Source organism: Enterobacter sp. R4-368 (genome assembly GCF_000410515.1).
Taxonomy (GTDB): Bacteria; Pseudomonadota; Gammaproteobacteria; order Enterobacterales; family Enterobacteriaceae; genus Kosakonia.
Genome location: NC_021500.1, coordinates 4,205,835 through 4,226,832, shown reverse-complemented (window position 1 = coordinate 4,226,832; position 20,998 = coordinate 4,205,835). Strand labels below are relative to the sequence as shown.

22 protein-coding genes are annotated in these 20,998 nt (G+C 55.1%); 10 read left to right on the top strand and 12 right to left on the bottom strand.

All coding sequences use genetic code 11. From position 1 onward, the window contains the following. Positions 1 to 83 precede the first annotated feature (83 nt). Complete coding sequence (locus H650_RS19695; protein ID WP_020456805.1) at positions 84 to 563, top strand: YlaC family protein; 480 nt, start codon at positions 84 to 86, stop codon at positions 561 to 563. On the opposite strand, the gene pdxR is transcribed toward H650_RS19695, so the two are convergent. After that, entirely contained in the window at positions 529 to 1,977 is a 1,449-nt protein-coding gene (pdxR, locus tag H650_RS19690) for a MocR-like pyridoxine biosynthesis transcription factor PdxR (RefSeq protein WP_020456804.1), read from the bottom strand. The two genes, H650_RS19695 and pdxR, sit on opposite strands and share 35 nt — an antisense overlap. A gap of 100 nt (positions 1,978 to 2,077) precedes the next feature. Here pdxR and H650_RS19685 point away from each other — a divergent pair, with 100 nt between their 5' ends. Continuing rightward, complete coding sequence (locus H650_RS19685) at positions 2,078 to 2,779, top strand: GNAT family N-acetyltransferase (protein WP_020456803.1); 702 nt, start codon at positions 2,078 to 2,080, stop codon at positions 2,777 to 2,779. On the opposite strand, the gene ykgO is transcribed toward H650_RS19685, so the two are convergent. Next, positions 2,776 to 2,916, bottom strand: a complete 141-nt coding sequence (ykgO, locus tag H650_RS19680) for a type B 50S ribosomal protein L36 (protein ID WP_025263710.1) — start codon at positions 2,914 to 2,916, stop codon at positions 2,776 to 2,778. The two genes, H650_RS19685 and ykgO, sit on opposite strands and share 4 nt — an antisense overlap. Before the next feature lie 3 nt (positions 2,917 to 2,919). Next, the gene (locus H650_RS19675) at positions 2,920 to 3,180 is read right to left on the bottom strand and encodes a type B 50S ribosomal protein L31 (protein ID WP_017459984.1); all 261 of its coding nucleotides are present in this window, start codon (positions 3,178 to 3,180) and stop codon (positions 2,920 to 2,922) included. A 261-nt stretch (positions 3,181 to 3,441) separates the two neighbouring features. On the opposite strand from H650_RS19675, the gene H650_RS19670 reads away from it, so the two are divergent. The 4 genes from H650_RS19670 to H650_RS19655 are packed head-to-tail and all read left to right on the top strand — an operon-like array spanning position 3,442 to position 6,743. Beyond that, positions 3,442 to 4,470: an isopenicillin N synthase family dioxygenase gene (locus H650_RS19670; RefSeq protein WP_020456802.1), complete on the top strand. Its 1,029-nt coding sequence runs from the start codon at positions 3,442 to 3,444 to the stop codon at positions 4,468 to 4,470. A gap of 22 nt (positions 4,471 to 4,492) precedes the next feature. After that, complete coding sequence (locus H650_RS19665; protein ID WP_020456801.1) at positions 4,493 to 5,299, top strand: MetQ/NlpA family ABC transporter substrate-binding protein; 807 nt, start codon at positions 4,493 to 4,495, stop codon at positions 5,297 to 5,299. Further along, positions 5,296 to 6,087: a methionine ABC transporter ATP-binding protein gene (locus H650_RS19660; RefSeq protein WP_020456800.1), complete on the top strand. Its 792-nt coding sequence runs from the start codon at positions 5,296 to 5,298 to the stop codon at positions 6,085 to 6,087. The genes H650_RS19665 and H650_RS19660 overlap by 4 nt, the downstream gene beginning before the upstream one ends. Next, positions 6,084 to 6,743, top strand: a complete 660-nt coding sequence (locus H650_RS19655; RefSeq protein WP_165501864.1) for a methionine ABC transporter permease — start codon at positions 6,084 to 6,086, stop codon at positions 6,741 to 6,743. The genes H650_RS19660 and H650_RS19655 overlap by 4 nt, the downstream gene beginning before the upstream one ends. A gap of 2 nt (positions 6,744 to 6,745) precedes the next feature. Here the strand turns inward: H650_RS19655 and H650_RS19650 are convergent, their stop codons facing one another. Then, on the bottom strand, positions 6,746 to 8,116 hold the full coding sequence (locus H650_RS19650) for a PTS transporter subunit EIIC (RefSeq protein WP_020456798.1): 1,371 nt from the start codon (positions 8,114 to 8,116) through the stop codon (positions 6,746 to 6,748). A gap of 276 nt (positions 8,117 to 8,392) precedes the next feature. Between H650_RS19650 and H650_RS19645 the strand changes: the two genes are divergently transcribed. Then, a complete protein-coding gene (locus tag H650_RS19645) occupies positions 8,393 to 9,592 on the top strand; it encodes an enolase C-terminal domain-like protein (protein ID WP_020456797.1) in 1,200 nt (399 codons plus the stop codon). Positions 9,593 to 9,594: 2 nt separating this feature from the next. On the opposite strand, the gene H650_RS19640 is transcribed toward H650_RS19645, so the two are convergent. Further along, positions 9,595 to 10,311 carry a GntR family transcriptional regulator gene (locus H650_RS19640; RefSeq protein ID WP_020456796.1) on the bottom strand — a complete coding sequence of 239 codons (717 nt, stop codon included), beginning with the start codon at positions 10,309 to 10,311 and terminating at the stop codon, positions 9,595 to 9,597. A 99-nt stretch (positions 10,312 to 10,410) separates the two neighbouring features. Between H650_RS19640 and pdeB the strand changes: the two genes are divergently transcribed. Together pdeB and H650_RS19630 are read left to right on the top strand one after the other, a co-directional pair. Further along, positions 10,411 to 11,970, top strand: a complete 1,560-nt coding sequence (gene pdeB / locus H650_RS19635) for a cyclic di-3',5'-guanosine monophosphate phosphodiesterase PdeB (RefSeq protein ID WP_020456795.1) — start codon at positions 10,411 to 10,413, stop codon at positions 11,968 to 11,970. A gap of 43 nt (positions 11,971 to 12,013) precedes the next feature. Continuing rightward, positions 12,014 to 12,559 (top strand): flavin reductase family protein, encoded by a 546-nt coding sequence (locus H650_RS19630; RefSeq protein WP_020456794.1) that lies wholly within the window; start codon positions 12,014 to 12,016, stop codon positions 12,557 to 12,559. 8 nt (positions 12,560 to 12,567) lie between these two features. Here H650_RS19630 and H650_RS19625 read toward each other — a convergent pair whose 3' ends face one another. The 7 genes from H650_RS19625 to yczE all read right to left on the bottom strand — a co-directional run bounded on the left by H650_RS19625 (position 12,568) and on the right by yczE (position 19,489). Continuing rightward, positions 12,568 to 12,921 carry a DUF1428 domain-containing protein gene (locus tag H650_RS19625; RefSeq protein ID WP_020456793.1) on the bottom strand — a complete coding sequence of 118 codons (354 nt, stop codon included), beginning with the start codon at positions 12,919 to 12,921 and terminating at the stop codon, positions 12,568 to 12,570. A 60-nt stretch (positions 12,922 to 12,981) separates the two neighbouring features. Further along, positions 12,982 to 16,056, bottom strand: coding sequence for a beta-galactosidase (locus H650_RS19620; protein ID WP_020456792.1), 3,075 nt, complete (start codon positions 16,054 to 16,056; stop codon positions 12,982 to 12,984). Between the two features lie 105 nt (positions 16,057 to 16,161). Then, positions 16,162 to 17,241 carry a LacI family DNA-binding transcriptional regulator gene (locus tag H650_RS19615; RefSeq protein WP_020456791.1) on the bottom strand — a complete coding sequence of 360 codons (1,080 nt, stop codon included), beginning with the start codon at positions 17,239 to 17,241 and terminating at the stop codon, positions 16,162 to 16,164. A gap of 256 nt (positions 17,242 to 17,497) precedes the next feature. Continuing rightward, the gene (locus H650_RS19610) at positions 17,498 to 17,716 is read right to left on the bottom strand and encodes a hypothetical protein (protein WP_020456790.1); all 219 of its coding nucleotides are present in this window, start codon (positions 17,714 to 17,716) and stop codon (positions 17,498 to 17,500) included. Then, positions 17,713 to 17,964: a hypothetical protein gene (locus tag H650_RS19605; protein ID WP_017459970.1), complete on the bottom strand. Its 252-nt coding sequence runs from the start codon at positions 17,962 to 17,964 to the stop codon at positions 17,713 to 17,715. The genes H650_RS19610 and H650_RS19605 overlap by 4 nt, the downstream gene beginning before the upstream one ends. A 234-nt stretch (positions 17,965 to 18,198) precedes the next feature. Then, positions 18,199 to 18,744 carry a GNAT family N-acetyltransferase gene (locus H650_RS19600; RefSeq protein WP_020456789.1) on the bottom strand — a complete coding sequence of 182 codons (546 nt, stop codon included), beginning with the start codon at positions 18,742 to 18,744 and terminating at the stop codon, positions 18,199 to 18,201. 133 nt (positions 18,745 to 18,877) lie between these two features. Continuing rightward, on the bottom strand, positions 18,878 to 19,489 hold the full coding sequence (yczE, locus tag H650_RS25475; protein ID WP_020456788.1) for a membrane protein YczE: 612 nt from the start codon (positions 19,487 to 19,489) through the stop codon (positions 18,878 to 18,880). Between the two features lie 84 nt (positions 19,490 to 19,573). On the opposite strand from yczE, the gene yczR reads away from it, so the two are divergent. Continuing rightward, positions 19,574 to 20,995, top strand: a complete 1,422-nt coding sequence (gene yczR, locus H650_RS19590) for a MocR-like transcription factor YczR (protein ID WP_020456787.1) — start codon at positions 19,574 to 19,576, stop codon at positions 20,993 to 20,995. The last annotated feature ends 3 nt before the right edge of the window (positions 20,996 to 20,998 follow it).

The following is a 20,998-nucleotide window of genomic DNA, read 5'->3' as shown; positions in this document are numbered from 1 at the left end:
GCTGAAACTGTTACTTTTTTCATACATGGTGGCAACTTAAAATAGGCTGTCCACCTGCAAAACAGTATCAACAAAGGCGTAAGATGACAGAGATACAGCGGCTGCTCACCGAAACGATTGAAGAGATAAATCAGCGCGAGAAACGGGATAACCGGCCGCGCTTCAGTATCAGTTTTATCCGCAAACATCCTGGCTTGTTTATCGGCATGTATCTGGCCTGGCTGGCTACGCTCGCCGTGATGCTGCAGTCCGAAACCCTCTCCGGTTCGGTATGGTTGCTGGTTGTGCTGTTCATCGTGCTAAACGGCTTTTTCTTTTTCGATGTTTACCCGCGCTACAACTACGACGATATCGATGTTCTCGATTTTCGCGTCTGTTATAACGGCGAGTGGTACAACACCCGCTTTGTACCTGATGGTTTGATTGAGGCCATTCTTCACTCGCCGAATGTGGATGAGGAACACAAAGCGCAGCTACAGAAAATGGTTGAGCGTAAAGGCGAACTCTCTTTTTACGATGTTTTCACTCTTACCCGCCCTGCTGGCGCACAATCAGCCGGTTAAGCGCACTTACCGCCGCCAGAAACCGCGCGGCGGAGGTATTACCGTAACCCAATACCAGCCCACTTGATGCCGCGTTTTGCTCAAGCCAGAAACGGCTTAACGCATGCGGCGCAAGCTGGAGTTGATGCGCTTCGCGAACAAGAGCCTGATCGTCAATCCCCGGAATCGACAACGCTAAATGCAGCCCACCGCCGCCACCATATACATGATGATCAACCCGCATTTCGCTGTGTAACGCCTCCAGCAAATGTGCCTGCCGCTTGCGGTAAAGACGCCGCATCGCCGCCAGATGGCGCGTGTAATGTCCCTCTTCAATAAAACGCGCCAGCGTTAGTTGCTCTGCCCGGTGGCCCCCGCGTAATAAACTACCAATAACCGGCGCAGCAACCTGCGCCAGGGCGGGCGGCATGACCATAAAGCCAATACGTAGCGATGGAAACAGCGTCTTGCTGAATGTCCCGATATAGACCACCGGCGGATGAGCCACCATGCCGAGCATCGCGGGAATAGGCTCGCCCGGATAACGGAACTCGCTGTCATAATCGTCCTCGATAATCCAGCTCCCCGCACGACGGGCATAATCCAGCAACGCCAGTCGCCGGGTTGCACTCATCACCTGGCCTAAGGGATATTGATGCGACGGCGAGGTGTAAATAATGCGCGGCGTAGTTGCCTTCACATCCAGCCGCATACCTTCGTTATCGACACCGATTCCCGTGACATTTAACCCCGCCGATAAAAACGCGGTTTTTGCACCGCCATAACCAGGCTCTTCCACCCACGCTTCATCACCGGCATCGCACAACAAACGCACACACAACATCAGTGCTTCCTGCGCACCTTCAGTGATCACAATCTGTTCGGCGTCACAATGAATACCGCGGGAAATCGCCAGATGGCGCGCAATCGCCGCGCGCAGACGCAGTTCACCGGCAGACGCGCCATAATTCAGCAACGTGTTGCCCTCGTCGCGCCATACTCGCTCCATCAGACGCCGCCAGATAGCCAGCGGAAAATAGTTGGCGGCGGGAATACCGGGAGTGAATGCCAGCGCGGGTGAATTACGCTGAACACCGCCGGGTAGCTGTTGTACGCCGCGCGCCAGCCTGACCGGTGGCGGCGTCTGCGGTGAACGTTCAACATTTGTCAGTGTAGCGACACGCGTTCCTTGCCGGTCACGCAATACATATCCTTCCACCGCCAGTTGCTCAAGCGCCGTGTTAACGGTATTGCGCGAAAGCACCAACGCCTGCGCCAGCACGCGCGACCCCGGCAACAGGCTGCCCGATTTTAACCTGCCATTACGTATCGCATCACGCAGCGCCAGATAGAGCGTCCGCTGCCGCGTCACTCCCGCGCGCGCCGCCAGTGGCTGGCGCAGTAGCGCATATAACTCATCGTCCGGAATGTTCATTTCACGCTCTCAATCGTGGCCCCATAAGACTATAGCGGTATGGCTCTTTTTAGGGAACCAGTACCACGTTACGCTGGCGGCATATCAAAAGGAGCCACAAATGAACGCATTCAACGTGTATCAACAGCCGATCGGTGCAGCGCTGCCGGGCTGGCAGCCGCGACCTTTCCCCGAGCGCGTAGTGCTGAAAGGCGATTATTGTCGTCTCGAACCCTTGCAACCAGGACACGCCGCCGCGCTGTTTCAGGCGCATCAACGTGCAGGCGACAACCGTAGCTGGACATGGTTGTTGCGCGAACCCGAGCAGGATGAAGCCGCATTTAGCGCGTGGGTCACCAGCGTATGCGACCTTCGCGATCCGCTTCATTTTGCCGTTATCGATAAGCCAACCGGTTTGCCGGTTGGCAGCTTATCGTTGATGCGCATTGATGAAAAAAACGGCGTGGTGGAAGTGGGCAGCGTGCATTTTTCGCCCCTGCTAAGCCGTACCCCGGCATCGACAGAAGCCCAATGGTTACTGATGCGCTACGTTTTTGACACGCTTGGCTATCGCCGCTATGAGTGGAAATGCAACAGTCTGAATGAACCTTCACGCCAGGCAGCGCTGCGCTTAGGTTTTCAGTTTGAAGGCCGCTTTCGTCAGGCACTGGTGAGTAAAGGCCATAACCGCGACACAGACTGGTTTTCAATTATTGATAGTGAATGGCCTGCCGTGGATAGCGCGCTGCAACGCTGGCTTGCCGCCGATAATTTCACGGCTGACGGCAAGCAGCGTTATTCCCTGGCATCGCTTCGCGCTTAGCGTCTTTTCTTTTTACCCTGCACGGCTTTGAAGCGCGGGTTAGATTTGCAAATCACATACAAACGCCCCTTGCGCTTAACGATTTGGCAGTCAGGGTGGCGTTGCTTCGCGCTACGTAGTGAATTCAGCACCTGCATCATTTACTCCTTTTTATCGGCAAAAAAGCGGCCATAACGCTGCTGGAAACGCGCCGCGCTGCCTTCGTTAGCAATCACTTTCTGTTTACCGGTGTAATACGGGTGCGAAGCGGAAGAAACGTCAATCGTGACGTACGGATACGTCACGCCTTCCAGTTCAATTTCGCGGTCCGTTTTAATGGTCGAACCCACTTTGAAATACTCATTGGCGCTGGTGTCGTGAAACACAACGGTACGGTAATGGGGGTGGATATCAGGTCTCATTATTCACTCTTTTGTTTTGTTATAACATAACAAAAGTCTATCGAACTTATTTGCCCATTTCAAGCGTTCCGCGTTATGCGTTTTTTGCAAAAGCACTTGATCCTGCCCGGTCATAAATTAGAAAAGAACGTTATTGGTTGAAGTGTTTGTCATAAGGCAAGCTGTGACGACACCCAAAATGTGAGGAAAAGAAAATGCGCTGTTGTTGCCGCCGAACCCTGAGCCAGAACCGACATCTTTTTAACGTCCCCGGAGACCACAATGACCGCGACAACACTGCCTATTCTCGATCTCGCCCGCTATACGCAACGCGCTGAGCGCGACACCTTTCTTGCCGACCTGCGCCATGCCGCGCGCGATATCGGCTTCTTTTACCTTATTAACCACGGCGTCGATGACGCGCTACAGCAGGCTGTCCAGCACGAAGCCCGGCAATTTTTCGCGCTTTCTGATGCGCAAAAACAGCAAGTGGCGATGATCCACTCTCCGCATTTTCGCGGCTACAACCGCGCAGCATCAGAAATCACCCGCGGGCAGCCTGACTGGCGCGAACAGTTTGATATTGGCGCGGAACGCCCGGCTTTGCCGCTCAGTGAAAATGACCCGCGCTGGCGACGGTTACAAGGCCCAAACTTGTGGCCAACGGCGCAGCCGACGCTAAAACCCGCCCTGCTTAACTGGCAACAGGCAATGACCAACATGGCGATCACCTTGCTGCGCGCCTTTGCCGAAGCACTGCACCTGCCAGCCAACGCCTTTGATGCGTTGTATGGCAGCAAGCCCAACGAACACATCAAACTGATCCGCTATCCCGGCCAGCAAAACACGCAGAGCTCACAGGGCGTCGGCGCGCATAAAGATTCGGGTTTCCTCAGTTTCCTGCTGCAGGACGAGCAAAAAGGGTTGCAGGTCGAAATCGAACCCGGCCGCTGGATCGATGCGTTACCGCTGCCAGGCAGCTTTGTGGTCAATATTGGCGAGTTGCTGGAGCTGGCGACAAACGGTTATCTGCGCGCCACCGTGCATCGCGTGGTATCGCCCCCGGCCGGCCAGCAGCGCCTCTCTATCGCCTTCTTCCTCGGCGCGCAACTGGATGCCGTCGTCCCGCTTTACACACTGCCACCTGAGCTGGCACAGGAAGCGCGCGGGCCAGAGAGCGACCCACAAAATCCGCTACTGCGCGACGTGGGATGGAACTACCTGAAAGGGCGTCTGCGCTCCCACCCGGATGTGGCGGAACGCTATTACCGCGATGTGCTGCGCGAACGCACAGAACAACTGATCGTCTAATAACAACACAGGAACACACATCATGAAACATGCCGCATTCACTCTGGCAGGGGTTGCACTGTCTCTTTCACTGGCCTGGTCTTCCGCCCAGGCTGCCGCTCTGCGCGTTGCTGCCGACCCGGTACCACACGCGGAAATCCTTAATTACATCAAAAAGATCGACCCAAAACTGGATCTGCAAGTTGTCGAGCTAACCAGTGGTGCTAACGCCAACGAACTGCTGGCGAACGGCGACGTCGATGCGAACTATTTCCAGCATGTTCCTTACCTGAAGGATCAGGAAAAAGCGCTGGGCAAAACCTTTTCGGTTGCCGCGACGGTACATATCGAACCTCTGGGTATTTACTCGCACAAATATAAAGATTTCAAATCGCTGCCCAATAACGCCACCGTAGCCGTACCGAACAACGCCACCAACCTGAGTCGCGCGCTGTTTCTGCTGCAAGCGCAGGGATTAATAAAACTCAACAGTAAGTTCACCGACCCGGCAACTACGCTGGCAACGCCGAAAGATATTGCCGAAAACCCAAAACATCTGAAGATCCTTGAGATCGAATCGCCGCAGATCCCACGCTCGCTGGATGATGTCGATCTGGCGGTAATAAACGGTAACTACGCGCTGGAAGCCGGGTTAACCCCGGCGAAAGATGCGCTCGGCCTGGAGAGCGCGAGCCACAACCCGTATGCCAATATTCTGGTTACCAACCCGCAGTTGGCTAACGATCCGCGCATCAAAGAACTGGCGAAAGATCTCACCTCGCCGCAGGTGGCGGAGTTTATCCGTAAGCAATATAACGGCTCGGTGATCCCGGTCGCGCCGCAGTCATGATAGAGATTGAAGGGCTGAGCAAAACCTATGCCGGAACAGGCCGACCGGCGCTGAAAGAGGTCTCGCTGAGCGTACCGAAGGGGGCGATTTACGGCATCCTTGGGCGCAGTGGCGCAGGCAAAAGCACGCTAATTCGCTGCCTTAACTTGCTGGAGCGGCCCACGGCGGGCCGCATTATTATCAACGGCAACGACATCACGCAGTTAGACAAAGCGGCATTACGCGAGCATCGCCTGCGCACCGGCATGATTTTCCAGCACTTCAATTTACTGCATGCGCGCACAGTGGCCGACAATATTGCCGTGCCGCTGGAAATTGCCGGTGTTGCAAAAGCGCAGCGCCAGGCGCGCGTCGAAGAGCTGCTCTGGCTGGTCGGCTTGAGTGAAAAAGCCGATGCCTTTCCCTCGCAGCTTTCCGGTGGGCAAAAACAGCGCGTCGGTATCGCCCGCGCGCTGGCGACAAGGCCAGACGTGCTGCTGTGCGATGAAGCCACCAGCGCGTTAGATCCCCAAACCACCGCGTCTGTGCTTGAGCTGCTGGCAGATATCAACCAGAAACTGAAGCTCACCATAGTGCTGATCACCCACGAGCTGGAAGTGGTGAAAACCCTGTGCGATCACGCCGCGCTGCTGGAAAACGGCGAGCTTATCGAGAGCGGAAAAATCGCCGATTTGCTGGTCGCGCCGTGGTCAAAACTGCGCCAGGCGCTACTGCACGATCCAAAAGCCGAACAGGCGTTTTTAGCCCGCCATGGTTTTAACGGGAGGCCGTTATGCGTGGTCGCATGAGCTGGGACGATCTCTGGCCGCTGCTGCTTAACGGCACACTGGAGACGATTTATATGGTTGGGCTGGCGGCATTTTTCACCGTACTGATCGGTTTGCCCGTCGGCGTGCTGTTATTTGTCTCCCGCGGTAACGGGCTGGCACCAATGCCAAAACTGAATGCCTTGCTGGGTGCGGTGATTAACTTTGGCCGCTCACTGCCTTTTATTGTGCTGCTGATTGCGCTCATCCCTTTTACCCGCGCGCTGATTGGTACCACGCTTGGCAGCACGGCGGCCGTGGTGCCGGTGACCATCGGCGCATTTCCTTTCTTCGCACGGTTAACGGAAAACGCGCTCGATGAAGTGGATTACGGGCGTATTGAAGCCATTCTTTCGATGGGCGGTAATCTGTGGCATGTGATTGCCAAAGCGCTGCTGCCGGAGGCGTTACCTACCCTGCTGGCGAGTATCACGCTTACTATTGTTATGCTGATTGGTTTCTCGTCGATGGCTGGCGTAATTGGCGGCGGCGGTCTTGGCGATTTGGCGATTCGTTACGGCTATCAGCGGTTTAACGATCAGGTCATGGTCGGCACAGTGGTGATTCTGGTGGCGCTGGTGCAAGGGGTACAAATGGCGGGAGACAGGCTGGTGCGCCGCCTGGCGCACCGACGATAAGGTTACTCTTGCGCCTCTTTACCCACGAGCAAGGTGGTCAGCACAAACGATAGGACAAGCGCGATGATCACACCTGAAACCGCAAAGACAAAGTACGGGCCAATATAGGCCGGTAGGCTGAAAATGCTCGACAAAATATAGCCATACAGCCGCACGCCGAAGAAGGCGATGAACGCAGAGGCCAGCGAGCTTGCGACGGTGGCGGCGATAAAGGCTTTTTTGTAACGCGTCAGTACGCCAAACAGCGCCGGTTCCGTGATCCCGAGCAGCGCGGAGATAGCCGCCGACAGCGTAACGGTTTTGTCCTGGCGGTTTTTACTCAACCGCCAGATAGCAAACGTCGCCCCGGCAATCGCCATGTTTGCCATAAACATCATCGGCATCAGCATGTCGTAACCGCGCTCGCTAAAGTTCTGTAAGGCAATCGGTGTCATCGCGTGATGCATCCCGGTGAGGATCGCCACCGGGCGAATCGCGCCGACAATCAGCCCGGCAAAACTCGCCGACACGCCAAACAGCCCTTCAATAAACCACGCCAGCGCTTTGCCCAGGTAAATACCAATCGGGCCAATCACCACCAGCGCCGCCAGCGCGCCGAGAAACAGCGTCAATGTTGGGGTAAAAACGGTTTTCAACACATCAGGCATGATGCTATCGACCCAGCGATGAATGTAACTTAACGCGAGGATCGAGAAGATAACCGGGATGACGCTGGCCGAGTAGTTAAACACCGACACCGGCAGCGCATTAAGCAACCAGAACGCGCTGACCGCGCCATCCTGATGTGTTGCCAGCGCTTTTGCCGCCTCAATCAGCGACGGATACATCAGGCAAGCGGCAATCGCCGCTGCGAGATATTCATTGGTCTTGAATATTTTTGCCGCCGAAACCGCAAGGAAAAACGGCAGGAAATAGAAAACACCGCTGGCGATAAGATCGATAACCATCACCGTATCGCTTTTCGCCGATACCACTTTTAGCGCAATCAACCCGGCCAGCAGACCTTTAATCATCCCGGCACCAGCAATGGCGGGCACAATCGGCCCAAACACGCCAGATACCGTATCCATAAACATCGACACCAGGCTTTTGCGCGCTTTCCCCTGTCCTGCCGCGTGTTCTGGTGCCTTACCCAGCATGGCCAGTAGTTGCTCGTACCAGCTATTCACTTTTGGACCAATCACAATCTGGAACTGGTCACTTTGCAGTTGTGCGCCCAGCACGCCCGGCAGTTTTTTAATTTCGTTCTGATCCACTTTGTCATCGTCGATCAGATCAAAACGTAAGCGTGTCATGCAGTGCCAGACGTTGTTGATATTATCCCGTCCGCCCACCAGGCGAATAATATTGCCGATGGCTTCTTGCGTCCCCATAAAAACTCCTGCCTGATGTGTTGTCGTTTTACTCATTGCCTCAAATGGTAGAGAAAGCCAAATTTTAAAACAAACCAATAAAATATGAATCGCATCACAATTACCAATCAACAAGCCATAAAAACGCAACAAACCTTAAATTGGTTTGGTTTTTAATTAAAAAAGGAAGCAATAACTGACCAAAAAATTTATTCCACAAAACAGTTTACCTTTCGCCAAAATTAGGGCGAAGATAATAGCCCTCACTCGCTTATCTCACGTTGTAAAGGAGTTCCCGTGACGCCCACGCTTATCCAGAATATCGAATGTTTTATCACCCGGCCCGACCGCCACAACCTGGTGGTAGTGCGGGTGACAACCGATAAAGGCATCTCGGGGCACGGCTGTGCCACTTTCCAGCAACGCCCACTGGCGGTGAAAACGCTGGTCGATGAATATCTGAAACCCTTGCTGATAGGCCGTGATGCCAACAACATTGAAGATCTCTGGCAAATGATGAACGTTAACGCCTACTGGCGTAACGGCCCGATCATGAACAACGCCATCTCCGGCGTTGATATGGCGCTGTGGGATATCAAAGGTCAGTTGGCGGGCATGCCGCTGTACCAGTTGCTCGGCGGGAAATCACGGGATGCTATCGCCGCCTACAGCCATGCCAGTGGCGAAACGCTGGAAGAATTATTCACCGCCGTCGACAAGCTGGCGGCTCAGGGCTATCGCCACATTCGCTGCCAGCTCGGTTTTTACGGCGGTACGCCCGCGCAACTGCATACGCCGGAAAATCCCACAACCGGCGCCTATTTTGATCAGCAGGAGTACATTGCCAACACCGTGGCGATGTTTAAAGCGTTGCGGGAAAAATATGGTTATCGTTTGCAGATCCTGCACGATGTTCACGAGCGCTTATTCCCGCAACAAGCGGTGCAGTTAGCAAAGCAGCTTGAGCCGTATCAGCCTTATTTTATTGAAGATATTCTGCCGCCAGCGCAAAGCGCATGGCTGGATCAAGTGCGCCAGCACAGCAGTGCGCCGCTGGCGATGGGCGAGTTGTTTAACAACCCGGCAGAGTGGCACGAGTTGATTGTCAATCGCCGCATCGATTTCATCCGCTGCCACATTTCGCAGATTGGCGGCATCACACCGGCATTAAAACTGGCGATTCTGTGCCAGGCATTCGGCGTACGGCTGGCCTGGCACGGGCCGGGAGATATGACGCCCATTGGTGTGGCGGTGAATACGCATTTGAATATTCACCTGCATAATGCGGCGATCCAGGAGTATATCCCCCGCTCCGCCAGCACAGACGCGGTGTTTCCTGGCGCGCCGGAAGTCAAAGATGGCTTCGTCTATGCGCCGGAAAAACCGGGCATTGGCGTCAGTTTCGACGAGCAGCAAGCGCTGGCGCACCCTGGCATCTATCGCCCGCATGAGTGGACGCAAAGCCGCCTTGCCGATGGCGCCATCCACACGCCGTAACGTCAGCCACCACCCTGGCGGAAGGTGAGGTTTTCGCGGTTATGCGGAATGACATACGTACAGGTGTAGTTGATATCAATAATGTCGCTGATCTCATACACCTGCCCGCCTTCCAGGATACTGCGATTACTAATATGCATTGCCGGGCTGCCCTTTTTACAGCCCAACAGCACCGCCTGTTCGCGGCTCACGCTCACCGCCCGGTAGGTGGTCAGGAGATGTGAGATCCGGTAGCCTTTGCCCAGCACATACTGCTGGATCGAACGTTCAATGATCTGCTGGTTGAGATCGGCAAACCCTTCCACCGGCATGCGGGAAATCTCAATCTGTACCGCTTGTTCGTCGACAAACCGCAGGCGGCAAAACTGCCAGATAAAGCTCTCTTCGTTCAGGCCAAAGATTTGCTGTTCATCACGGTCCGGACGCTTTTTATGCAGGCTAATCATGCGAAAACGAATCTGATCAAAACGCTTTTCGGTGATGGAGTTGTAAACCAGCGGATTGCTGCGCGCCTGCTCGTTAATCCAGATGCCGGAACCCTGCACAATATTCACCACACCAATACTCGCGAGTTTTTCCAGCGCCTGTCGGATAGTAAAGCGCGAGACGCCATACTCCTGAGCCAGTTGGCGTTCAGGCGGGAGTTTGCGCGGGCCAGGCGCGCTGATTTGATAAATTTTGCTTAGCAAATCCTGGGTCACAAACTCTTTTTTCTTCATCCTTTCTTTCCTGAAAGAAAACAATCGCTGCCGCGTGTTATAACATCAGCGGCTAAAAGATACTCCTCGTTTATCAGTATCAAAGAAGGATTTTTGATCATGACCAACCGACGACTGATGAGTCTTGCGACAGTTGCTCTGGTGCTCGCCATTTTCCTGCCGGTGAGCCTGAGTATCTGGATGAGTCACCGCCAGGCTGAAGAAAACTTTATGAATGATCTGGACGCGTACTCTACGCTGGCAGAAATGCGTACCCAACGCGTCATCAACCAGAGTAAAGCCGCGCTTCGTGAGCTGGATGCCTACGATGGCGCGCCCTGTACGCCAGAACATTTGTTGACGATGCGGCGTATTTCTTATTCATGGCGCTATGTGCGCGAAGTTCTTTATATGAACGGGCTGCAACCGATCTGCTCATCACTACAAGCCGACAGCCATATTCCGCCTTTTCCCGAGCCCGGGAAGATCACCACCGATGGCTTTCGCGCCTGGCTGACTCGCCACAACGATCTGGGTCTGGCGAAATATATGGTCGCGATCGGCAGTGCGCACTATGTGGTGATGGTCGATCCGACGTCGTTTATTGATATTTTGTCGCATGGCACCGCCCCCGTTTATATCGCGCTTATCAATACCAAAACGCACCAGCGCATTGCCGGAAGCCCCCGGCTGACTGCGGCCAGGCTGGCACAAATAAACCAGCAGGGTCCAACGCGCATCATTACCAATGGCGAGGTCTACCGGATCGAGCGCGATGCGGACATGGGGCTGGCAATTGTTACCTGGATGGCGATTGCGCCGCTGGAAAAAAACTGGCATCGGTTACTGATGATTTGGTTGCCACTCGGTTTGCTGGTAAGCCTGCTGCTCGCTTTTGTCATGTTAAGGCTGCTGCGCCGTTTGCATTCACCGCGCGCGCAGTTGCAGGACGCCATTCACGGACGCGAAATTACCGTTTTTTTTCAACCGATTGTTGAGCTCGATAACGGCAAGATAGTCGGCGCGGAGGCGCTGGCACGCTGGCGGCAGAAAGATGGCAGTTACCTTGCACCAGATATTTTTATTCCGCTGGCGGTGCACAGCGGTCTGATGCCGCAGCTGACCAAACTGGTGGTCGAAACCGTATTTTCCACCCTCGGATCCTGGCTGCACCAACACCCGGAGCAACATATTTCGATTAACCTTGAGCCGGCGGATCTGCTTGATCCCACACTGCCGGATCTGCTGGCGCGTCTCATCGCCCAGTGGCAGCTCTCGCCAACACAAATCGCCCTTGAACTCACCGAACGCGGTTTCGCCGATCCGGCGGTGAGCGGCCCGGCAATCAGTGCGCTGCGCGCCGCCGGACACGCAATTTACATTGATGACTTTGGCACCGGCTATTGCAGCCTGAGCTATCTGCAAAATCTGGATGTCGACATCATCAAAATCGACAAATCGTTTGTCGATGCGCTGGAGTACAAAGCCGTAACGCCGCACATCATCGATATGGCGAAAGCGCTCAGGCTGGCGATGGTGGCGGAAGGCATTGAAACCGAAGGCCAGCTTCAGTGGCTAAAGAAGTATGGCGTGGAGTACGGTCAGGGCTGGCTCTACAGCAAAGCGCTGCCGCCTGACGCGTTTATTCAGTGGGCGGAAAACAACCTGCGCGCCGCCTAGTTTTGCTACTGTTAAAAGTGGTTTAACACGCGGAGGAAGCATGATGAAAAAGCAATCCTGGCCGCTGCATGATGTCCGGCACTGGCTGGAACCCGGCCCGGTGGTGCTGCTCAGCAGCCACTGGCAAGGGCAAAACAATATTATGACCCTGGGCTGGCACACGATTCTGGAGTTTACGCCGTCGCTGGTGGGCTGCATGATTTCAGCGGGAAACGCCAGTTTTGCGCGCATTCGCCAGAGCGGTGAATGTGTGATTAATCTGCCGGAAGCCAGCATGATTGATACCGTTTCACGCATCGGTAACTGCACCGGCGATGACGTCGACAAGTTCGCGAAATTTGGCCTGACGGCAGAAAAGAGCGACAAGGTCAGCGCGCCGTCGATAAAAGAGTGTTTCGGGCAGTTCGAGTGCCGGCTCTACGATGACGCGATGGTGGATAACTACAACTTCTTTATTTTTGAAGTGGTTGCCGCACGGGTTAACCCCCAGCCGGAGTGGCCGCAAACCCTGCATTATGTCGGTGGGGGCGTATTCCGTACAGATGGCGACGTGCTGGAGTGCAAGGCGCTGTTTACCAAAGTTTCCTGAGCGGCCACTTATTCGTCAAGAATGGGAACGAAGCCCCCGTAAATCAAACGCTTGCCGTCAAAGGGCATCTCGTTGCCCAACTCGCGCATTCGCGGGTCAGCCATGATTTTCTGATTCGCGGCGTCGCGTATCTCTTTTGATGGATATTCAATCCAGCTGAAGACGACCTCTTCGTTGTCTTCAGCTTTCACGGCCATGCGAAAGTCGGTGAAATTACCGTCGGGAACATCGTCCGCCCAGCATTCGACAATCCGCGTGGCGCCATACGCTTTAAACAACGCGACAGATTTTGCTGCCAACTGGCGGTAGGCCTCTTTTTGATCGGCCGGCACGGCAACCACAAAACCATCAACATACTTCATGAGTTGATCTCCGAAGTGGCCGTGCGGCAGAACACCCCCGCCGCATCAGGCCCGATAAGTTTAGTCTTGCCGCCAGCAAAAGGCGTAACGCACCTTGTCCGTGTTGAGAATAAACTCTGCCGACACGCTTGGGCTCCAGGAGTCATCGCCGCCGACTCCCATATGGAACGCATCAACATGCAGCCAGCAACCATCCTCTTCACGCAGCAGATGATGATGTGTGGTTTCGCGCAGTTGCTTATCGCTGTAGCGCCCCAGCGAGAAGTGGAAATCGCCGTCCAGTCGATGCGCGCCATAGCGCAACATGCGCGTATCGCAACGCAGGCCATTCTCGCCGGGGAAAATATAGGGCGTATGCAGCGCAGCAAGCGGCAATGTCCACAAACCCTGGCGCGCCGCCAGTTTACGGTCGGGGTAGTTTTCATGCGGCCCTAACCCTAACCAGCTTGCCTGCGAATGGAGTTCTGCGAGCTGGCAAACCAGGCCGACACGCGCCGGTGGCGGAATATCGGTTGCCACCTGTACCTCCACGTCACCGTGCAATACACCGTGGCTATCAATGCGCCAGCGTTTATGGCTGATAAACGCCGTTTTTCCCGCGCCCACCCAGCAATGTCCCGTATGAATAACAACGTCTGCTGCCCCCTCTTCCGCCTCGCAATAGAGCAACTGCGCATGCAGGTCATACATGCCAGCCGCTTTCCAGCGCTCTACCCAGGCGTTAGGATCAATGCGCGTCACTTCGCTGATGCCGATATCGTTGTCCAGCGGCGCGCGGGCAAAGCAGTCCATGAGCGGCGTTAACAGCGTCGGTTGATCATCGCGCCACCACTGCACCAGGTTGCCGCTTTGGCGACTGAACTGCCAGCGCTGATGACCAGCGCTGACTGTGTAATCCAGCTCGCTCGTCTGCAACGCCGGACACGCACCTTTAACCTCACGCGGCGCACTATACAGCGGGGCAGGTAAACGCCACTGATCCCACGCGCAAAGGTGTTCCGCCGCCGACCAGCGCGTTGCCGCCCGCTGGTAAACCTCGACATTCAGCCATACATCTCCCGGGATCGCATGCAGCTCAGGGAGCGTGAGCGCAATTTTCTGTTTTCCTTGCGGCGCGATATCGAGTGCCGTTTCTCCCTGTGCCAGAACCTCGCCATCACGCTCCACGCGCCAGCGCAGGGACTCGTTATCGGCAGCGCGGAACAGGTATTCGCTCTCCACCTCAATAACCAGCGGCTGGGTACTCAGCAGGCTGAACTGGAAAAATTGCTGGGCGCGCTGCGCTTCATACAGCGCCGGATGCGGTGTTCTGTCCGGGAAAACCAGCCCATTCATACAGAACTGTCGATCATTTGGCGTATCGCCAAAGTCACCGCCATACGCCCAGAACGGTTGTCCGTTCTCGTCCTTTTTCGTTAGCGCCTGGTCGACCCAGTCCCAGACAAAACCGCCCTGCAAGCGCGGCGCGGCGCGAAAGGCCTGCCAGTATTTGGCAAAGCCGCCGAAGCTGTTGCCCATCGCGTGGGCGTATTCACATAAAATCAGCGGGCGGTTTTCATCCGGCAAACCGATCCACTTTTTGATTGACCACTTCGGCACCGCCGGGAATGGCTGATCCTGGTCAACGCGCGCATACATTGGGCAAACAATATCGGTTGCGGCGGTGTTCGCCCCGCCACCTTCATACTGCACCGGGCGCGTCGGATCGGTGGTTTTCAGCCAGCGATAGAGCGCATCGTGGTTCGCGCCATGCCCAGACTCATTTCCCAGCGACCAGATGATGATCGATGGATGGTTACGATCGCGTTGCACCATGCGGGTTACGCGTTCGCTCATCGCCGGAAGCCAGAGCGGATCGTCAGCGAGACGGCTCATCGGCACCATACCGTGGGTTTCGATATTGGCTTCATCCACCACATATAAACCGTATTCATCGCACAGCTGATACCACAACGGATGATTGGGATAGTGAGAGCAGCGCACCGCATTAAAGTTATGCTGTTTCATTAGCTCAATGTCGCGACGCATGGTGGCTTCATCTATCGCCTGCCCGTTTTCCGGGTGGTGCTCGTGGCGGTTAACGCCACGGATCAGCAACGGTTTTCCATTAAGTTTCAGCAAGCCGTTGCTGATCTCAACCTGGCGGAACCCGACATTACAGGCTTCCACTTCCAGTACATTTCCCCGTGCGTCGAGCAGTGTTAGCGTCAGGCGATAAAGGTGCGGCGTTTCAGCGCTCCACAACAATGGAGAAGCCACCGGCAACGTGACGCTCAGGCGCTCTGCCCAGCATCCGCGCTCATCAACCACTGCGCTGCCCGGCGTTTGTTGCGCTTCGGCGATTTTTTCTTCCCCTCGCCATAACGCAAAAGCGACGCGGCAATCGGTAAAATCGCCTGCAAGCCGGGCATAAACCTGCAACTGCCCGTGAGTCAGTTCCGCATTTAACTGCGTAACGTGGTGAAAGTCGGCAATGTGCGTGACGGGCTTACGCTGTAGAGAAACGTCACGGAAAATGCCGCTCATCCGCCACATATCCTGATCTTCCAGGTAACTGCCATCGCACCAGCGCAGCACCATCACCGCCAGCCGGTTCTCTCCGACCTTCAGTGCCTGACTTAAATCAAACTCAGCAGGCAGGCGGCTGTCCTGTGAGTAGCCGATCCATTGCCCGTTACACCACAGATAAAAAGCCGAGTTCACCCCGTCAAAAACAATACGGGTTTGCCCGTGCGCCAGTTCTGATTCGCTCACCTCGAATGTGAGCGAGTAACAACCGGTCGGATTTTGTTGTGGTACAAACGGAGGATTTACCGGGATCGGGTAAGTGACATTGGTATAAATCGGCGTATCGAAACCCTGCATTTGCCAGTTTGAAGGGACTGGCATTACCACCGCATCAGCGCAATCTTCCTCGATCCACCCTGCCGGCACCGCTTCTGGCGCAGCGAAAAAACTGAATTGCCATTGACCGTTGAGTAAGCGGCGTGCGGGCGATGGCGCGTTATCACGCGCAGAGACTTCATCGCGCCAGCTGCGCATCGGCGCATGCGCGGGTAAACGGTGCCAGTGCGTGAGGACCGGGTTCTCCCAGTCGCGGCGGGAGAGAAGCGAATTTAACGCGGAAGCAGACATAAAAACCTCATTTTGCGAAGCGCTCACAATTAACGGCACAATGACGCATTTTTCACCACAGGTAAAGCCGGTAGCAGGATCAAAGCGAAGGGGATCACAAAAGTGTTAACGGCGATCCAGCATCGCAACCTGCTGCGCCAGTTCGTTTAAGCGTCTGGCAAGGGTTTCACCACTCAGTTTCTGTTGCCGGGCTGGCGCGGTGGAGTGGCGTTCGATGAGCATCACCGGCAGCCGCGTTTGACCTGTGACATCGCCCTGAGCTGACGGGCTGAGTAGCCAGTCGACGCTTCGCTCCCCGGCCTCTTTAAATGCCTGACGGATAGTGGTGAGCGGTGGGGAAAACCAGGCGCTATCGGCGGTATCGTCATAACCCACCACCGAGATCTGCGCCGGCACATCAATTCCTTTCTCGACGCAGGCGCGGATAACGCCAAGCGCCATTTGATCATTTGCCACCAGCACCGCGTCGGGTAACTGGCTGCCCGCAAGCAAACTGTGCGCTTTTTCATAACCGGAAGCCGCGCTCCAGTCACCGTGCGCGCTGGCACAAGGCGTAAGCCCCGCCTGCTGGAGCGCCGTCAGCCAGCCAGCAAAGCGGGTGCGCGCGGAAACCGAAGTCTGCGGCCCGCCGAGTAACGCAATCTGACGGTGCCCCTGCGCCAGCAGATGTTCTACGCCAAGCCGCGCGCCTTGCATGGCATCAAACACCAGGCTGTTCACCGCGGCCGTCTCGCCAACATCCAGGAACAACACAGGCGTGGGTACCGCCTGCGCCGCGAGTTGCTGCGCCAGCGCATCATCAAGCGGCACGTTGATCAACACGCCTTCAACGCGCTGCGCCAGCAGTTCCTGTAAGGCAGCCGAGCAGCTGGCTGCATCGTGCTGCTCCAACATAGAGATGATCACGCTGGCCGCGGCCTGGCCGGCGCGGGATTTTACCGCCGACGCGATTTGCGATGGCGCATGCAAAGCCAGATCGGTCGTCAACAAACCGAGCGTTTTTGTGCGTTTACCTGCCAGTTGCTGAGCACCGCGATTGGGGATGTAATGCAGTTTCGCCATTGCAGCGAGCACTTTCTCGCGCGTCCTTGGCGAGACATGTGCCGCATCGTTAATCACGCGCGAAACGGTCTGGTAAGAGACGCCCGCATGGCTGGCGACATCATAAAGAGTGATGGTTTTCATAGCGCTTCCCGGCTGCAAACAGTTTTCCAGTATACCCGGTTTGCAGGTCAGTGCCTGTGAGCGCTTCGGAGAAAATACCAGACGGGGCTAAATACAGTGGAAGGATATTGTGCGGGAAAAGAAATAGCGACGAGCCACAAAAGGCTCGTCGGAAACATCATCCGTAATGTGCATTTGAGATGGTTACGTATTTTTATTATGAAACCACCATCACATTTTTTAATGCAATTAAAATGACAGTTTCATGACAAATACATTACTGCTGACGCGGGATCGGGAAGCCTTTTATCGAAATAATAAAGCTGTGCCCTTCTTTTTTAATTTTCGCTCCGGCGTCGCACCAGTCTGATGCGATGCGAAAAAACTCATCACTTCCGATATTCCAGTCCAGACGAACTTGTTTAACAAAACCTGAGCGCAGCAGCTCACAGGCTTCGCCATAGTTGCTGGCGGTTGATAGCAGTTGTTGGTTCATTTTTTCTTCTTCAGAAGTTTACGTAACGCTTTAATTTCTTTAGGAGTTAACGGAGTAGAACTCTCTTCTTCGGTATGCTGGTTATCAATGTCGTCTTCCGATACTCCCGCCTCTTCCGCAGCCTGAAAAGCCAGCAGCAACAGTTTTTCTGTCGCGGTACCGAGATTTTCACTATTTACTTCTGCGTAATGACGAAGTTTCTCTTTTAGCGCTTCATCAATTTTGACGTTTAATACAGCACTGGCCATGATTATCCCTTCTTGTGTGAATAAACATGCTAATTAATACACGAACTTATGGAACTGATCCAGAAATATATTTCAGAATTATAACAACTTAAAAAAACCCTAGATTAATCTGCCTAAGAATTATGACAAAAATATTAAATTAACATGTCATTTAAATGACAAATAAATCTGCGTAAATAAATATATCGACAATGAAATTTAAATAACCTGCCAGCCTCCTGCGGCTGACAGGTTTCAGCGGTGAAAATTATTCCATTCATCGCGCGTGATCTCCCAAAGCTCGGTGTCCAGTTCTCCGGAGACGTATTGCCCTTTCTCGCAGCGAACCAGCCGCATTCCGCTACGTTCAGAAATCTTTTTCGAACGCGCATTCGCCACGGCTTTCGGTGCGCGCAGCACATCGCGATCGAGCACATTGAACCAGTAATCATTCACCGCATGGCAAGCTTCCGTCATATAGCCCTGCCCTTGCCACTCCGGTGCCAACCAGAAACCCCGGTTATTATCTGGCGTATTCATTAAGCAAATAACCCCCATCAACTCTGTCGGGTCTGCTTTGCGACGCAGCGTCCAAAACCAGCCGTCCCCTGCGCGGTTTGCCGCCAGCGCAACATTATCTACATAATGCTGCGCGGCACCTTCCGGGTAGGGCCAGGGCACACTGGCTATCAGGTAGCGTACGATTTCCCAGCGCGGGAAGATACGCTGAATTTGCGTAGCATCTTCCGATGCCAGCGGCTTGAGAAGAAGTCTTGCGGTTTCGAGCTCGGGTGTTGCCATTGACCATCACTCCTTTTCAACGCCAACGGATGTTGTTACACCAGAATCCCCTGGTCGTTTTATAAAGTAAACCGCCCGCTCAACACCAAAATTGATGGGGTGAATGGCGCAGCGCATTGCAGTGAATACACATTTATAAGGCTGGCTCGCTTTGTGGCTCAGGCTTTCGCGTTGGTTTCTGACGAAACCACGGCAGGCAAAGCTGGATCAGCGGGCCAATCGCCAGTGCGTAAACCACCGTGCCCACGCCAACGGTTCCCCCCAGCAGCCAACCGATAAACAGCACAGAAACTTCAATCGCCGTGCGGATAGTCCGCACCGACCAGCCGGTGCGCGCATGAATACCGGTCATTAACCCATCACGCGGTCCGGCACCAAACCCCGCGCCAATATACATTCCGGTCGCGATGGCATTCACTACCACGGCGCAAACCAGTAAGGTGCCGCGAGCCACCAGCGAATCCAGCACCGGCATCAGCGACAACGCAGCATCGGCGGCCAGACCTAATACAATCACATTACTGATCGTTCCCAATCCGGGCCGCTGGCGCAGCGGGATCCACAGTAGCAGCACCAGCGCACCGGTCACGATCATCACCGTACCAATATCCAGCGATAGCAATTTCATTATGCCTAAATGAAAGACGTTCCATGGGTCCGCGCCCAGATCCGCGCGTACAAACATGGCGGTAGAAACGCCGTACAGAACCAGACCTGTATACAGTTGAATTAATCGACGCAGCATTATTTTTCTCCGGTTGTCCAGGCTTTCATCTTTACCGGAAATGGACTTATTATTAATGTCCAGTTTTCAAATAGTGGACTGTATATGTCATCACGCCGTCTGGGTAGCCACTCGTTACACCGTCTGTTGGGCCACTGGCAACAACCCGCTTCGCGTACGCCGTTATGGCGACAACTAGCCGACGCGCTGCGCCTGCTGATCCTTGATGGCAGGCTGGCAATGGAGACACGCCTTCCCGGAGAGCGTGAACTGGCCTCAATGCTCGAGATCAGCCGCACAACCGTTGCCAGCGCACTCGCACACTTGCGTGATGAAGGTTATCTGGAAAGCCGCCACGGCAGTGGCTCGCGCGTGATCCTGCCCGATAGCCGCGCGATACCCACGCTAAGCACGGCGGGCACAGCACTCGATCTCTCCACTGCCGCGCTCAGCGCTGGCCCGGAAATTCACCAGGCTTATATCCATGCGCTGGCGGCCATTCCGCCTTATCTTTCCCGCACCGGTTACGGGCAATTAGGTGTGCAGGCATTGCGCGAAGCGATTGCCACACGATACACCGCCCGCGGCTTACCCACGCATGCTGATGAAGTGATGGTAGTCAATGGCGCGCTCAGCGGTCTGGCGCTGATTCTGCGCATGCTGACCGGGCCCGGCGATCGCGTGGTGGTCGATCACCCGACCTATCCGCTGGCGATTGCCGCCATTCAGGGAGCGTCGTGCAGGCCGTTTGGCGTTTCTTTACCACAAACGGGCTGGGACATCGACGGTTTCGCCGCGACGCTGGCGCAGACCGCGCCACGGCTGGCTTATTTAATGCCTGATTATCACAATCCAACCGGCCGCTGTATGGATATCGCCACGCGCAGGGCCATCGTCAGCGTTGCCGCGCAAGCGCGCACCACCCTGGTGGTTGACGAAACGATGGTGGATTTATGGTACGAGTCTCCGCCGCCACCGCCAATGGCGGCGTTTGATAGTAGCAGCACGGTAATTACGCTCGGTTCGGCGGGGAAAACGTTCTGGGGTGGGCTGCGTTTAGGGTGGATCCGCGCCTCATCGCGAACCATTGCTACGCTGGTGCAGACGCGCGATACGCTGGAACTCGGCTCACCGCTGCTGGAACAACTGGCAACGCTATGGCTGATGGAAAATGGCGAAAACTTTCTGCCCGCGCGTCGCGATATGCTCAAAGCACGACGCGATCGCTGTGCAGCGCTGCTGCGGGAACACTTCCCCGACTGGCGTTTCTCACTGCCGGAAGGCGGCCTCTCTTTCTGGATAGAATTGCCCGATATGCTGGCAACACAGTTTGCCGCCCGTGCAGAAACGATTGGTATCCACCTCGGCGCTGGCCCGCGTTTCGGGCTGACAGGGGCGTTTGAGCGTTATCTGCGTATCCCTTTCGCGCTGGATTCAAATGAGCTGGAAAACGCGCTACTGCGACTTAAACCCTTGTGGCTGGCGCTTCGCGAAACGCAAGCGCCATTAAAACGTAGCGTGGTGTAAAAC